This is a genomic window from Phreatobacter aquiterrae (assembly GCF_053471285.1).
This window is the reverse complement of record NZ_JBJPHW010000006.1, coordinates 178,699-191,953: the sequence shown is the minus strand read 5'-3', so window position 1 is coordinate 191,953 and position 13,255 is coordinate 178,699. Positions and strand designations below refer to the sequence as shown.

15 protein-coding genes are annotated in these 13,255 nt (G+C 68.1%); 4 read left to right on the top strand and 11 right to left on the bottom strand.

Annotation, left to right across the window (positions count from 1 at the left end; genetic code table 11):
* Positions 1-42: 42 nt before the first annotated feature.
* The 4 genes from ACJ4V0_RS11490 to ACJ4V0_RS11475 all read right to left on the bottom strand — a co-directional run bounded on the left by ACJ4V0_RS11490 (position 43) and on the right by ACJ4V0_RS11475 (position 3,913).
* Entirely contained in the window at positions 43-771 is a 729-nt protein-coding gene (locus ACJ4V0_RS11490; RefSeq protein WP_448299714.1) for an SDR family NAD(P)-dependent oxidoreductase, read from the bottom strand.
* A gap of 297 nt (positions 772-1,068) precedes the next feature.
* Positions 1,069-2,676 carry a carboxyl transferase domain-containing protein gene (locus ACJ4V0_RS11485; protein ID WP_448299713.1) on the bottom strand — a complete coding sequence of 536 codons (1,608 nt, stop codon included), beginning with the start codon at positions 2,674-2,676 and terminating at the stop codon, positions 1,069-1,071.
* A gap of 83 nt (positions 2,677-2,759) precedes the next feature.
* On the bottom strand, positions 2,760-3,407 hold the full coding sequence (locus ACJ4V0_RS11480) for a glutathione S-transferase family protein (protein WP_448299712.1): 648 nt from the start codon (positions 3,405-3,407) through the stop codon (positions 2,760-2,762).
* Between the two features lie 92 nt (positions 3,408-3,499).
* Positions 3,500-3,913: a rhodanese-like domain-containing protein gene (locus tag ACJ4V0_RS11475; RefSeq protein ID WP_448299711.1), complete on the bottom strand. Its 414-nt coding sequence runs from the start codon at positions 3,911-3,913 to the stop codon at positions 3,500-3,502.
* 110 nt (positions 3,914-4,023) lie between these two features.
* Here ACJ4V0_RS11475 and ACJ4V0_RS11470 point away from each other — a divergent pair, with 110 nt between their 5' ends.
* Positions 4,024-4,701: a DUF599 domain-containing protein gene (locus ACJ4V0_RS11470; protein ID WP_448299710.1), complete on the top strand. Its 678-nt coding sequence runs from the start codon at positions 4,024-4,026 to the stop codon at positions 4,699-4,701.
* A gap of 42 nt (positions 4,702-4,743) precedes the next feature.
* On the top strand, positions 4,744-5,004 hold the full coding sequence (locus tag ACJ4V0_RS11465) for a DUF3253 domain-containing protein (RefSeq protein ID WP_448299709.1): 261 nt from the start codon (positions 4,744-4,746) through the stop codon (positions 5,002-5,004).
* 4 nt (positions 5,005-5,008) lie between these two features.
* On the opposite strand, the gene ACJ4V0_RS11460 is transcribed toward ACJ4V0_RS11465, so the two are convergent.
* Genes ACJ4V0_RS11460 through ACJ4V0_RS11450 form a run of 3 tightly spaced genes read right to left on the bottom strand, consistent with a single transcriptional unit; the run spans position 5,009 to position 7,608 of the window.
* Complete coding sequence (locus ACJ4V0_RS11460) at positions 5,009-5,830, bottom strand: YdcF family protein (RefSeq protein ID WP_448299708.1); 822 nt, start codon at positions 5,828-5,830, stop codon at positions 5,009-5,011.
* Positions 5,827-6,423: a GNAT family N-acetyltransferase gene (locus ACJ4V0_RS11455; protein WP_448299707.1), complete on the bottom strand. Its 597-nt coding sequence runs from the start codon at positions 6,421-6,423 to the stop codon at positions 5,827-5,829. Before ACJ4V0_RS11455 ends, ACJ4V0_RS11460 begins: the two co-directional genes overlap by 4 nt.
* Before the next feature lie 12 nt (positions 6,424-6,435).
* On the bottom strand, positions 6,436-7,608 hold the full coding sequence (locus ACJ4V0_RS11450; protein WP_448299706.1) for an isovaleryl-CoA dehydrogenase: 1,173 nt from the start codon (positions 7,606-7,608) through the stop codon (positions 6,436-6,438).
* A 102-nt stretch (positions 7,609-7,710) separates the two neighbouring features.
* On the opposite strand from ACJ4V0_RS11450, the gene ACJ4V0_RS11445 reads away from it, so the two are divergent.
* Positions 7,711-8,193 (top strand): methyltransferase family protein, encoded by a 483-nt coding sequence (locus tag ACJ4V0_RS11445; RefSeq protein ID WP_448299705.1) that lies wholly within the window; start codon positions 7,711-7,713, stop codon positions 8,191-8,193.
* A 163-nt stretch (positions 8,194-8,356) separates the two neighbouring features.
* Positions 8,357-9,091: an outer membrane protein gene (locus ACJ4V0_RS11440; RefSeq protein WP_448299704.1), complete on the top strand. Its 735-nt coding sequence runs from the start codon at positions 8,357-8,359 to the stop codon at positions 9,089-9,091.
* Positions 9,092-9,242: 151 nt separating this feature from the next.
* Here the strand turns inward: ACJ4V0_RS11440 and ACJ4V0_RS11435 are convergent, their stop codons facing one another.
* The 4 genes from ACJ4V0_RS11435 to ACJ4V0_RS11420 form a co-directional block, all read right to left on the bottom strand.
* A complete protein-coding gene (locus tag ACJ4V0_RS11435; protein WP_448299703.1) occupies positions 9,243-10,244 on the bottom strand; it encodes a glycoside hydrolase family 25 protein in 1,002 nt (333 codons plus the stop codon).
* 53 nt (positions 10,245-10,297) lie between these two features.
* Positions 10,298-11,005, bottom strand: coding sequence for a ribonuclease activity regulator RraA (locus tag ACJ4V0_RS11430; protein WP_448299788.1), 708 nt, complete (start codon positions 11,003-11,005; stop codon positions 10,298-10,300).
* 100 nt (positions 11,006-11,105) lie between these two features.
* The gene (locus tag ACJ4V0_RS11425; RefSeq protein ID WP_448299702.1) at positions 11,106-11,438 is read right to left on the bottom strand and encodes a DUF1330 domain-containing protein; all 333 of its coding nucleotides are present in this window, start codon (positions 11,436-11,438) and stop codon (positions 11,106-11,108) included.
* A gap of 74 nt (positions 11,439-11,512) precedes the next feature.
* Positions 11,513-13,087 (bottom strand): putative bifunctional diguanylate cyclase/phosphodiesterase, encoded by a 1,575-nt coding sequence (locus ACJ4V0_RS11420; RefSeq protein WP_448299701.1) that lies wholly within the window; start codon positions 13,085-13,087, stop codon positions 11,513-11,515.
* Positions 13,088-13,255 lie beyond the last annotated feature (168 nt).

The window sequence follows — 13,255 nt, the reverse complement described above, 5'->3', positions numbered from 1 at the left end:
ATCTGCAGATAGCCGTTACAACACACTTAAGGTTGTAGCATGTCAAATCGGCGCCACGCCCACCGTCATGCCGCCGCAGACATAGAGCACCTGCCCGGTCACGAAGCTCGCGCCGTCCGACAGGAAGAAATCGGCGGCGTGGGCGATATCCTCGGGCTGGCCGAGCCGCTGCACCGGCACGCCGCGGATGATCGCCTGGGTGCGCGGCGAGTTGTGCGGATTGGCGGACTTGAACAGCTCCGTCTCGATCGGCCCCGGGCCGATGGCGTTGACGGTGATGCCGTGCGGCGCGAGCTCCAGCGCCCAGGTTCGGGTGAGGCCGATCACCCCTGCCTTGGTGGCGGAATAGGCGGTGCGCAGCTCCTTGCCGAGCGCGGCGCGGCTGGAAATCGTGACGATGCGCCCCTTGCCCGCCGCCTTCATGGCCGGGAGCGCCGCCTGCGCGGCGAGGATGCAGGCGCGCAGGTTGATGGCGACCACCCTGTCGAAGTCTTCGATGGTGGTTTCCTCCAGCGTCGCGGGAGCGGCGATGCCGGCATTGTTGACGAGCCAAAGGATGGCGCTCTCCTCCGCGATGCGGGCAAGCGCTGCCTGCGTGGCCGCGAGGTCGGTCAGGTCGCATTGAACGAAACGCGCGGCTGAGGCCTCTGCCGGGGCCTCGCGGTCGAGAATGACCACCGGAAGACCGCGCGCGAGCAGCCTCCGCACGATGGCGGCCCCGATGCCGCGGGAGCCGCCGGTGACGAGCGCGGCGGGTTGATGGGTGCTCATGCGTTTCGTCCCTCATGCGGGCCGTTCGCCGGCCCTTGTCGGGAAGAGACTAGACGGCTCCGAGGGGACCAGGCGAGCGGCTGCGCTGCATTTCTCAAGTGCGTCCTTCGAGGCTCGCTGTCGCTCGCACCTCAGGATGAGGGGGGATGAGAGACCTGCGTCAGGCCAAGACGCTACGGCCGGGCCGTTGAGAACGCTGATGCCGCGCACCACCCTCCTCATCCTGAGGTGCTCGCCTGCAGGGCGAGCCTCGAAGGACGCACTTGCGTCGTGCAACACCCACGTTGTCGGGCCACCTCACATCCGGAACACGCCGAAGCGCGTCTCCGGCACCGGCGCGTTGAGGCAGGCCGACAGCGCCAGCGACAGCACGCGCCGCGTCTCCGACGGCAGGATGATGCCGTCGTCCCAGAGGCGCGCCGTGGCGTAGTAGGGATGGCCCTCGGCCTCGTAATTGGCCCGGATCGGCGCCTTGAAGGCCTCTTCCTCGTCCAGGCTCCAGTCCTTGCCCTCGGCCTCGAAGTTCTCGCGCTTCACGGTCGCCAGCACGCTCGCCGCCTGCTCGCCGCCCATCACCGAGATGCGGCTGTTCGGCCAGGTGAACAGAAAGCGCGGCGAATAGGCCCGCCCGCACATGCCGTAATTGCCGGCGCCGTAGGAGCCGCCGACCAGCAGCGTGATCTTCGGCACCTGGGCGCAGGCGACCGCGGTGACAAGCTTCGCCCCGTCCTTGGCGATGCCGCCAGCCTCGAACTGACGGCCGACCATAAAGCCGGTGATGTTCTGCAGGAACAGGAGCGGAATGCGCCGCTGGCAGCACAGCTCGATGAAATGCGCGCCCTTCTGGGCGCTTTCGGAGAAGAGGATGCCGTTGTTGCCGATGATGCCGACCGGCATGCCGTGCAGGCGCGCGAACCCCGTGACGAGGGTGGTGCCGTAGAGCGCCTTGAACTCGTCGAACTCGGAAGCGTCCACCAGCCGGGCGATGATCTCGCGGATGTCGTACTGCGTCTTGAGGTTTGTCGGGACCAGCGCTTCCAGCTCGACAGGGTCGTATTTCGGCTCGCGCGGCTCGGCGAGCGCGATGTCGACGGACTTCACCGAATTGAGATTGGCGACGATGCGCCGGGCGATCGCCAGCGCATGGGTGTCGTCGACGGCATAGTGGTCGGCGACGCCGGACTGGCGGGCATGGACGTCGGCGCCGCCGAGATCTTCCGCCGTGACGATCTCGCCGGTGGCGGCGCGCACCAGCGGTGGGCCGCCGAGGAAGATGGTGCCCTGCCTGCGCACGATCACCGTCTCGTCGGACATGGCCGGCACATAGGCGCCACCGGCCGTGCAGGAGCCCATGACCACGGCGATCTGCGGGATGCGCGCGGCGGAGAGGTTGGCCTGATTGTAGAAGATGCGGCCGAAGTGCTCGCGGTCGGGGAAGACCTCGGTCTGGTGCGGGAGGTTGGCGCCGCCGGAATCGACGAGATAGACGCAGGGCAGCCTGTTCTGCAGGGCGATCTCCTGCGCCCTCAGGTGCTTCTTCACCGTCATCGGGTAGTAGGTGCCGCCCTTGATGGTGGAATCATTGGCGACGATCATCACCTCGCGGCCCTCGACCCGGCCGACGCCGGTGATGACGCCCGCGCCGTGGATCGGCTCGCCATACATGCCGTTGGCGGCGAGCTGCGACAGTTCGAGGAAGGGCGAGCCGGGATCGAGCAGGCCCATGACGCGGTCGCGCGGCAGCAGCTTGCCGCGAGCGACATGGCGCTGGCGCGACTTCTCGTTGCCGCCGAGCGCGGCTTCCGCGCGCCTGGCCTGGAGGTCGGCGATGATCGCCCGCCAGGATTCGGCATTGGCTTTCGCCTCGGGGGCGGCGGCGTTGAAGGCGGATTTCAGGATGGCCAAGGCGTCACGGCTCCTGCGAGGGATGCGGGACGCCTTGGTTAGCGCGGCCCGCCGGGCCTGTCATCCGGGCGGAGAGGCGGAGGTCAGGTCACCTCGTCGCTGTCGGCCAGGTGCCAGGGCTCGGCGTCGGCCGCCTCTTTCCACTCCCGCCAGGCCGGCAGCGCCATGACCGCGTCCATATAGGCGCGGGCCACCGCCGGCACCTCCACCGCGTAGGAGTGGAACCGCGACACCACGGGCGCATACATGGCGTCGGCCCCCGAGAAGGCTCCGTAGAGGAAGGCGCCTCCCCCACCGAAGCGGCTGCGCGCCTCGGCCCAGCCCGCGACGATGCGCGCGACATTGGCCTCCGTCTCCGGCCCGAGCACGACGGCCTTCGGCGCCCGGCGCATGTTCATCGGGCAGCGGCTGCGCAGCGCCGCAAAACCGGCATGCATCTCGGTCGACAGCGAGCGGGCGTGGGCGCGCGCCGCGGCCTCCTCAGGCCAGACCCGGCCGGGGAAACGGTCGGCAAGATGTTCGATGATCGCGAGGCTCTCCCAGACGACGATGTCGCCATCGATCAGCGCGGGAACCTTGCCGCCGGGCGAGAGCGCACGAATGCGCTCCGCCGAGCCGTCGCGATAGAGCGGGACCAGCACCTCTTCGAAGGGAAGGTCCAGCATCCGCATGAGAACCCAAGGCCGGAACGACCAGGACGAATAGGCCTTGTTGCCGATGACGAGTTTCATGAGGCGCCTCCCGTGCGAGACGCCACGATGTCCGTCGGGTGCGACCCGATCCAGCGAATTGCCGTGATCGGCTCATTCGCTGCGCTGATCGGTCAGGCCTTGTGCTTCGGCACCCATTCCTCGACCGGGCCGCCGGTCTTCTTCCAGGCCCCGAAGCCACCCTCGATATGGGCGACAGGCTTCAGGCCCATGTCGACCGCCGTCTTCGCCGCGAGCGCCGAGCGCAGGCCTCCGGCGCAGAAGAAGACGAACTTCTTGTCCTGCTGGAACTGTGGCTTGGCATAGGGGCTTTCCGGGTCGATCCAGAACTCCAGCATGCCGCGCGGGCAGTGGAAGGCGCCGGGCACCTTGCCGTCCCGCTCCAGCTCGCGCGGGTCGCGCAGGTCCACGAGGACGACGTCGTCGCGGCCGTGCAGCGCCTTGGCGTCCTCCACCGTCAGGGTCTCGACGGCGGCATTGGCCTCTTCCAACAGGGCCTTGTAGCCCCTGGTGATCGTCTGCGGCATGGGTTCCTCCGATGGGTTGCGGCGAGCCTAGCATCAGGGGCGCGGATTGAACCACCCGCCGGACGGCAGACGGGTGGACGCCGCGGCACATGGCTTGCTACCGATGGTCCATGTTCGGATTGACGCTCCTCGACGGTCTCGCCTTCGCCTACTTCGCCATCGCCTGGGCCGCCTATGCCTGGCTGGTGGAGATATGGGGCGGGCGCAAGCGCGGCCTCACCGCCACCATGACCGAATATCGCCAGCGCTGGATGGCGGAGATGCTGGTGCGCCCCAACCGCATCGTCGACACCCAGATCAACATGACCCTGCAGCAGGGCTCGTCCTTCTTCGCCTCGACGTCGCTGCTGGCGGTCGGCGCCTGCCTCGGCCTCATGAACGCCTCCGACCGGGCCGTGGAGGTGGTGCAGTCGCTGTCCTTCGGCCATGCCGGATCGCGCCAGCAATGGGAGATCAAGCTCGCCGGGCTCCTGGTGATCTTCGTCTATGCCTTCTTCAAGTTCGGCTGGGCCTATCGGCTGTTCAACTACTGCGCCATCCTGATCGGTGCGACGCCCGAGGGCGAGCGTCGCACCTCCGACGAGGCGAAGGCCATGGCCGATCGCGCGGCGCGCATGAACTCCATCGCCGCCGCGCACTTCAACCGCGGCCAGCGCGCCTTCTTCTTCGCCCTCGGCTATCTCGGCTGGTTCGCCGGCCCCATCGTCTTCGTGGTCGCGACCACCGCCGTCTTCGCCGTGCTCTACCGCCGGCAGTTCTATTCGGAAAGCCGTCAGTCGGTGATCTGACCGAGGCTCGACACCCTGCCGCCATCGGTGCATGAGGGGCGAATGAGCGAATCCGATCTCGAAGAAGCCATCCTGTCGCTGGCGCGGGCCCGCGGTCCCGAGAAGTCCATCGATCCGTCCGAACCGGCCAAGCAGGTGGCGGTCGCCCGCGGCGTCGACTGGCACAGCCTGATGCAGCCGGTGCGCCGCGCCGCCGTGCGGCTGGCGATCGAGGGCCGGCTGATCATCCTGCGCAAGGGCAAGCCGGTCGATCCCGCCGACTTCCGCGGCGTCTACCGCCTCACCATTCCACGCGAGGAATAGGCCGTCAGGGCGCCGGGAACAGCGCGTCCGTCCTGCCGCCGACCCGGTAGGCGAGAAGGCCGAGCCACTCCCGCGCCATGCGGTCGACGAGGTCGAGCCCGCGGCTTCCCGGCAGGATCGGCCGCCAGAGTTCCCGCTCCGTGCCGCGCGTCTCGAAATCGGTGGGATAGGCGATCACCTCCCACCCGGCCCGCCGGAAGATTCCGACCGAGCGCGGCATGTGCCACGCGGACGTGACGAGCAGCCAGCGCTCGCCGGGCTTCGGCTGGACGAGGGCTTTGGTCAGCACGGCATTCTCGTAGGTGTTGCGGCTCTCGCGCTCCAGCGTGATGCGGTCGGTGGGAATGCCGAGCTCAGTGAAAAGCTTGGCGGCGGAGCGGGCCTCGTCGATGGCGTTGGCGCGCAGCAGCGCCGCCGACCCGCCGGTGAAGACGAGGCGGGCCTCCGGATAGCGGCGGGCGAGCGCGACCGCTTCGGTCAGCCGGCCGGGAGCCGCCGTCAGCGTCACCTGTCCGCCGCGGGCCGCCGTCGTCAGCTGGTCGATGGAGCCGCCGAGGACGAGGATGCCGGTCGGCGGTGGCATCTCCTGCGATTGCACCGGAAAGCGGTCCTCCAGCGGCCGCGCCAGCCAGACGCCGAGCGGCGAGAAGGCGCAGACGGCAAGGCCGAGGGCACCCAGCACGACCAGACGCCGCCCTCCCCGACTCCAGCGCGTGAAGAGCAGCAGCCCTCCCAGCACCGTCAGGCCGATCATCACGTTCGACGGGGCGGCGAACCACCAGATGATCTTGGAGAGGTAGAAGAAGAGGGTGTTGAACACGGTCACGCGGGACTTCCGGGGGAGAGGTCGAGCCGCATGAGGGGGCGCGTTTGCGTCCGTTTCGCGACCTCGCGGAAGCCGGCGGCGCGAAAGGTCGTGCCGATACCGACATAGCCCTCGCCCCAGACGAGCTTGCGCGTCGCCTCGATCGGACAGGCCTCGAGGCACCGCGCTCCGTTCTGTCGCGCGAAGGCGGCAGCGCCGTCGATCAGCACACGCATCAGGCCGCCGCCCCGCGCTCCGGACCGGACGAAGAAACAGTTGATGACCCAGACGCCTGCGTCGTCGCTGCCGCCGGCCCCGACAGGAGCGGATGTCCGCGCCGCATTGAACCGTGGATAGAGACGCCGGGGGTCGACCGCGACCCAGCCGACGGGCCGCTCTCCGTCGAAAGCGATCAGACCAGGCGGAGGTCCGCGCTCGACAACGGCCTCGAAGGCATCGCGGTTCGGCTCGCCACAGGCGTCGGCCCAGTTCCGACGCGGTCCCGGAATGCGCCAGTACATGCACCAGCAGCCGCCATGGGCGCCGTTGGGACCGAACAGGTCTTCCAGCGCCGGCCAGAGATCAGGCGTAAGCGGCTTGAGCGTGACGGCCACCGCCCGCCCCCGTCACATCGTCTTGTTGAACAGCTCGCGCCCGATCAGCATGCGGCGGATCTCGCTCGTTCCCGCGCCGATCTCGTAGAGCTTGGCGTCGCGCAACAGGCGGCCGGTCGGATAATCGTTGATGTAGCCGTTGCCGCCCAGCAGCTGGATGGCGTCCAGCGCCATCTTCGTGGCGTTCTCCGCCGCATAGAGGATGGCGCCGGCGGCGTCCTCGCGCGTCGTCTGGCCGCGGTCGCAGGCCTTTGCCACCGCGTAGACATAGGCGCGCGCGGCGTTCATCGACACATACATGTCGGCGATCTTGCCCTGCACCAGCTGGAACTCGCCGATGGCCTGGCCGAACTGCTTCCTCTCGTGGATATAGGGCATGACCACGTCCATGCAGGCCTGCATGATGCCGAGCGGGCCGGCGGAGAGCACGGCGCGCTCGTAGTCGAGGCCGCTCATGAGGACGTTGACGCCCTTGCCGACCTGGCCGAGCACGTTCTCCTCCGGCACCTCGCAATCCTCGAAGACGAGTTCGCCGGTGTGCGAGCCGCGCATGCCGAGCTTGTCGAGCTTCTGGGCGCAGGAGAAGCCCTTGAAGCTCTTCTCGATGAGGAAGGCCGTCATGCCGCGCGCGCCGGCCGCCGGATCGGTCTTGGCATAGACGACGAGCACGTCGGCATCGGGGCCGTTGGTGATCCACATCTTGGTGCCGTTGAGGACGTAGCGGTCGCCCTTCTTCTCGGCCTTCAGCTTCATCGAGACGACGTCGGAACCGGCGCCCGGTTCGGACATGGCCAGCGCGCCGACATGCTCGCCGCTCATCAGCTTCGGCAGGTAGCGCTTCTTCTGCTCGGCATTGCCGTTCTTGCGCAACTGGTTGACGCAGAGATTGGAATGGGCGCCATAGGAGAGCCCGACGGAGGCGGAGGCCCGCGAGATTTCTTCCATCGCGATGCAGTGCTCGAGATAGCCGAGCCCGGTGCCGCCATCCTCCTCCGGCACGGTCATGCCGAGGAGGCCGAGGTTCCCGAACTTCTGCCAGAGGTCCATGGGGAACTGGTCGGTCTTGTCGATCTCGGCGGCGCGCGGGGCGATCTCGGCCTGCGCGAATGAGAACACCGTGTCGCGCAGCATGTCGGCGGTCTCGCCGAGGTCGAAGTCGAAGGGGCGCGGTGCGTTCCTCAGCATGGCTCTGTCCTTGACGGTGTCGGCCTTGGGTCCTCAGGGGTCGACCGGTTATAGAAGCGGCGCGGCGGGCTGTCATGATCGGCCGTGCGGCAGGGAGAGACCATGACGGAAACACCCGAGACGTCCCGCGCCGACCGGCCGAACCGCTATCCGCTGCCGCCGCTCATCTTCGTCGCATCGCTGGCGCTGGGATACGGGCTGAACGCCCTGGCCCCCGTCGCGCTGCCCCTCCCTGGCCTCGCCAAGCTCGTCGGCGCTCTCGGCCTCGGCGCAGGCCTCGCGCTCATCCTCTGGGCCTCCTCGACCCTGTCGCGGGCTGGGACCGCCATCCTGCCGCACCACGCCGCCACGCGGCTCGTCACGGCCGGACCTTTCGCCTGGTCGCGCAATCCGATCTATCTGGGAGAGCTTCTGCTCATAGCCGGCCTCGGCGGCGTCGAGGGCTCGCTGGCCTATTGGGTTGCGGGCGTGGTCTTCCTCCTCGCCATGACGCATTTCGCCATCGTCCGCGAGGAAGCGCATCTCGCCGCCCGTTTCGGGGAACAGTGGCAGGCCTATGCAGCCCGCGTCAGGCGATGGGTCTGAACGGTCCCCATCGCCTGCGCCGCGACGGGAAGCCTGAAGCCATATGCGCTGTTGCGGACATACAACATCGCATGAGAACGGCGCCGTCGCCCCATTCCCGACACAATTCAGAAACCTGAGGTGGGTCTTGTCTGCCGCGCATTCGCAAGGGCAAACACAGCACATGAAGTCGATTCTCTTTGGCGGCATTGCCGCAATTGCAATGGCAGGGGCAGCGCATGCGGCGGATTTGGGCGTCGCCAGGGGACCGGTAGCAGCGGCGATCGTCGCGACCGCTCCGTCCTGGACCGGGTTCTATGCCGGTGGGCACGTCGGCTATGGTGGCGGCTGGAACGTCGCCAACCCGCTCGGATGGGTCAATGGCGCCGGCGGGATCCTGCAGCTCGGCGGCAAAGGCGTGTTCGGGGGTGTGCAGGCCGGCTTCGACTGGCAGGTCGATCGCCTTGTTGCCGGCGTTGTCGCCGATGTATCGTTCGGCAACATCGGATTGCGGACCAATACCGGGCTCGGCTCTGAACAGGAGACCTGGCTCCGGACGATGGGGAGCGTCCGCGGCCGCATCGGCTTCCTGGCGACACCCGATCTTCTTCTCTACGGCACCGCTGGCCTGGCCATCGGCCAGCGCCGTTATGCCTTCCTCGACATCAGCGGCCTGAACGGCGGCTCCTTCGCCGTCAACCGGACCATGGTTGGCTGGACGGCCGGTGTCGGCGCGGAATACCGCTTTGCTTCGAACTGGTCGCTGTTCGCCGAGTACCGCTACACGGACCTCGGCTCAAAGGGCAACACCATCGTCATCAACAACGACTCGCCCATGGCGACCCGTGTCCATCTCGGCATGGTGGGCTTCAACTACCGCTTCTCGACGGGGCCCTCGGCCGTCGTCGCCCGCTACTGAAGCCGCTCGGTTGCAGGCAGGAAAGGCCGCCCATTCGGGCGGTCTTTTTCTTTGTCGCCGAATCTGCCGGCCATGCCCGACCGCCTCCGGCGGCAATGCAGGGAACTCCTGGACGCCCCTGGAAGGCGCCCATGCCAAAGTCGAAACCCGTTCAGAACCGCGGACGCGACGCCGGCAGCGGCGCCGAGGTCATGGCCGGCGTGTCGGCCGGCGGAACCGCCGCGGCGGGCACGCTGGTGGTCGCGGTCGGCACCTGCGTCGGGGTCGTCTCGGCGGCGGCGAGTGCGAGAGCCTGCGACGGCACGCCGGCCTGAGCAGGAGCGGGCGCGGCCGGCGCGGCGGAGGCCACCGCCGTCACCGGCTGGCCGCGATGACGAAAGCCGGTCTGGGCGATCTGCTGCCACTGCTGGCGCGTGCCGGCGAAGACATTGCGGTCCACCGGCGTATTGATGCCGGCGACGCGGCCCGTCGCGGTGATCTGCCAGAAGGCCCAGCGCCGGCCCGGATAGCGCTCGTGCGGCACAGCCGCCACCGAGCGGACCCAGAACGGGTATTCGGCGAACTCGTTGCCGGCGAGGACCTCGCGGTGGAACTTGATGTCGGCATAGATGATCGGCTTCTTGCCGTAGTGCCGCTCCATGGCGTGCAGGAACTCGCGCATCTTCGCCTGCGCCAGCGCCACGGGAACGCGGCGCGGGCAGGTCGGCGACTGGAAATTCCATTCGACGTCCAGCACCGGCGGCAGAGCATCCGGCTCGACGGGGACGTTGCGCTTGAACCAGGCGATCTGGTCGGCCATCGGCCGGCACCAGTAGGTGAAGTGATAGGCGCCGCGCGGCACGCCGGCCCGGCGCGAGGCTTCCCAGTTCTCGCGGAAGCGGCTGTCGAGCCGGTCGCCGCCTTCAGTGGCCTTGATGAAGGCGAAGGCAACGCCGGCCGCCCTCACCTGCTCCCAGTCGATCTGCCCCTGGTACTTGGACACATCGATGCCGTGCACCGGGTGGACGTGGTGGCCCACGGTGTGGGTCAGCGTCGGGAAGGGATGGTCGCCCGTCTGCGGCGCACTGATGTCGGCGGTCGGCACGCTGCCGCACCCGGCGAGGGCGAACCCCATCAGGACCATGGCGGAGAGGGAGATGGAGCGTCGCGTCATCGTCACCGATGTGGCCAAGGATTGCGGCTGCGAAATGGCAGCCGCTTCCATCCTTATGCTTTACGGCCGGTTTCGGTTTCGTAACGGGCCTTGGTCTCGGCGTTCGGCGGATAGAGGCCGGGCAGCGGCACGCCCTTCTCGATCTCGCCCATCAGCCAGCCCTCAAGGTGCTCCTGCGCCTCGGCGGCGTCCAGAACCGCCTCGACCAGGTCCTGCGGGATCAGCACGGCGCCGTCGCCGTCGCAGACGACGATGTCGTTCGGGAAGACGGCGACGCCGCCGCAGCCGATCGGCTCCTGCCAGTTGATGAAGGTCAGGGCTGCGACGGAGGCCGGCGCCGCGGCGCCCGAGCACCAGACCGGCAGGCCGGTGCCGCGCACGCCGTCGGCGTCACGCACGACGCCATCGGTGACGAGAGCGGCGACCCCGCGCTTGGCCATGCGGGCGCACAGGATGTCGCCGAAGATGCCGGCCTCCTTCGAGCCCATGGCGTCGACCACGGCGATCACGCCCTCCGGCATCGCCTCGATGGCGCCTCGGGTGGAGATCGGGTGGGACCAGCTCGCCGGCGTCGCCAGGTCCTCGCGCGCGGGCACGAAGCGCAGCGTGAACGCCCGCCCGACCGTGCGCTTGCCGGCATGCGAGAACGGCTGCGTACCAGCCATCCAGATCTTCCGCAGACCCTTCTTGAGCAACACCGTCGTCAGTGTCGCGGTGGTGATGGCCTCGAGCCTGGACTTGATGGCGGGATCGAGGGGCAGGACGTCGGTCATGGCAGGGGTCCGTGGAGGGCAGAATGAAGGCGCGACCCTGCCCGACGCCGGCGGTGCTGTCGAGGACACAAAGCGCCGGACAGACGCCTCATCCCCCGGCTTGCACGAGGATATCGGTTGCGCGGTGGGTGTCGTCGACACCGTCGATCAGGAAGCACGCGCCCACCGAATGGTCGCGGCGCAGGGGCAGGATCGCCTGATAGGCCGGCGAGCGGTACCAGGCCGCGGCACTGTCGCGATCGCCAAAGGCGATAGCGATGAGGTCCCCCGACCAGGGGCCTTCGAGAACCTCTGGACGGCCGCCATGGATGATGAAGCGCCCGCCGAAGGGGGCGAGTGTCCCATCGATCGCTTCGAGATAGGCAACGATGGCCGGTCCCATGGTGACGGACGACAGGTGGGCTACGGCATAGGCGGTCATGGCGAACTCCTCGCTCTCCGATCGGTGCGAGGCAGTCTGACGTGGCGCGTCGACGGGCGCGATAACCCCTGAGGTCATGCCACGGCGCTGCGCAAGGCCCTCATTCCATGCGCCTTGCCGTCGAGGCCGAAGCGCGCCTCGAAGGCCTGCAGGCCGAGGGGTTCGCTGAAGTGGTAGCCCTGCATGCGGTGACAGCCGGCCGCCCGCAGGAATCGGGCGTGTTCTGCAGTCTCCACGCCTTCCGCGACGACCGTGAGCCCCAGGGCGCGTCCGAGGTTGACGACGCAGTGGAGGATCGCCGCGGCCTCGGCTCCGCTATCGAGGTCGGCAACGAAACTGCGATCGACCTTCAGCGCATCGAGACCGAACTTGCGCAGGTAGCTGAGCGAGGAGAACCCTGTTCCGAAGTCGTCGAGCGCGATCTTGACGCCGAGCGCGCGGATTTCCCGCGTCAACCTGAGAGCGTGCTCCGCATCATCGATCATGACCCCTTCGGTAATCTCCAGAGTCAGGCGTTCGGCAGGAAGCCCGGTTTCCTGGAGCACCGCCTTCAGATCGGCGACGAATTCCGGTCTCCGCATCTGGATCGGCGAGACATTGACCGAAACGAAGGGACCGTCCCACCGGGCCGCCGCCCGGCAGGCCTTGAGGAGGATCGCGGAACCCAGTTGGTGAATGAGCCCGCAGCTCTCCGCCAGCGCAATGAACTCGGACGGCATGATCCTGCCGCGATAGCTATGGTTCCATCGCGCCAGAGCTTCCGCGCCTTCGATCTGGCGGCCATCGGCGGAAAAGATCGGCTGCAGGTCGATGTCGATCTCGCCGTTGATGATGCCGCCGCGAAGTTCCCGCTCGAGGTAGCGACGGTGGGATTCGTCCCGGTCCATGTCGGGATGAAAGGCCACGGCGCAGCTCTTGCCGCTGGCCTTGGCCGCATAGAGCGCCCGGTCGGCGCGCCGCATGAGGTCATCGCGGCTAACCCCGCGCTCTTCCGAGGACAGGAACCCGATGGAGACGCCGACGCCGAAGGTGTTGCCGTCGCAGATGATCGGCTTGCGGATCGACGCGATGATCATGCGGCAGGCGGCGGCAATATCGGTGGCCGCGGGGGCCCCCTGGATCAGAATGGCGAATTCGTCACCGCCCAGACGGCCGACGACAGCCTCCGGGCCGCACACGCTCACGAGCCGGCGCGCCACTTCCGCCAGCACCGTGTCACCCGCATGATGGCCGTAAGTGTCGTTGATCTCCTTGAAGAGGTCGAGGTCAAGAAGCAGGAGGGTAACGCCTCCCTTGCGGCCGATGTCGGCCAGGGCGTCGTCGAAGGACCGCCCGAAGGCGGCGCGGTTCGCCAGCCCGGTCAGGCTGTCCATTCCGGGTGGCAGCAGGAAACGCGCTCCGGCGATCACGTCGCGCTGCGCCAGCCGCAACCGCGCGAGCAGGGCGAGGGCCAGGACCGCGGTGATAACGGAGGCGACCGCAAGCTGGCTGACCCACGACCCGTCCGCCCCCCACACGAGGCGCGCCGGATACCAGGCGATCGACCCGAGCAGCGCTGCCAGACCTCCGGTCGCGGCAATGGCGATGCCGACCGCCCAGACATGGCCGCTCAACGCCGCGTCCGCGCGACGCTTCACCGACATCGACATTCGCGTTCCCCGATGAGGCGGATGATCTGCCGGTGGGACGCTAGCCGGTGACGCTTAAGATAAGGTTTTGCGGTGCGGCATGATGGCGCGCGGGAGCGATCCGCGACGACGCGCGATCATCAGCCGGCTAGCTGATGGATATCCTGGCGGGGTTACCAACACTTGAAT

Bases quoted from the DNA above. Each gene is read 5' to 3' on its own strand.
- ACJ4V0_RS11490 (WP_448299714.1), bottom strand. From the start codon at position 771: ATGAGCACCCATCAACCCGCCGCGCTCGTCACCGGCGGCTCCCGCGGC.
- ACJ4V0_RS11480 (WP_448299712.1), bottom strand. From the start codon at position 3,407: ATGAAACTCGTCATCGGCAACAAGGCCTATTCGTCCTGGTCGTTCCGG.
- ACJ4V0_RS11475 (WP_448299711.1), bottom strand. From the start codon at position 3,913: ATGCCGCAGACGATCACCAGGGGCTACAAGGCCCTGTTGGAAGAGGCC.
- ACJ4V0_RS11470 (WP_448299710.1), top strand. From the start codon at position 4,024: ATGTTCGGATTGACGCTCCTCGACGGTCTCGCCTTCGCCTACTTCGCC.
- ACJ4V0_RS11465 (WP_448299709.1), top strand. From the start codon at position 4,744: ATGAGCGAATCCGATCTCGAAGAAGCCATCCTGTCGCTGGCGCGGGCC.
- ACJ4V0_RS11450 (WP_448299706.1), bottom strand. From the start codon at position 7,608: ATGCTGAGGAACGCACCGCGCCCCTTCGACTTCGACCTCGGCGAGACC.
- ACJ4V0_RS11445 (WP_448299705.1), top strand. From the start codon at position 7,711: ATGACGGAAACACCCGAGACGTCCCGCGCCGACCGGCCGAACCGCTAT.
- ACJ4V0_RS11440 (WP_448299704.1), top strand. From the start codon at position 8,357: ATGAAGTCGATTCTCTTTGGCGGCATTGCCGCAATTGCAATGGCAGGG.
- ACJ4V0_RS11435 (WP_448299703.1), bottom strand. From the start codon at position 10,244: ATGACGCGACGCTCCATCTCCCTCTCCGCCATGGTCCTGATGGGGTTC.
- ACJ4V0_RS11425 (WP_448299702.1), bottom strand. From the start codon at position 11,438: ATGACCGCCTATGCCGTAGCCCACCTGTCGTCCGTCACCATGGGACCG.
- ACJ4V0_RS11420 (WP_448299701.1), bottom strand. From the start codon at position 13,087: ATGTCGATGTCGGTGAAGCGTCGCGCGGACGCGGCGTTGAGCGGCCAT.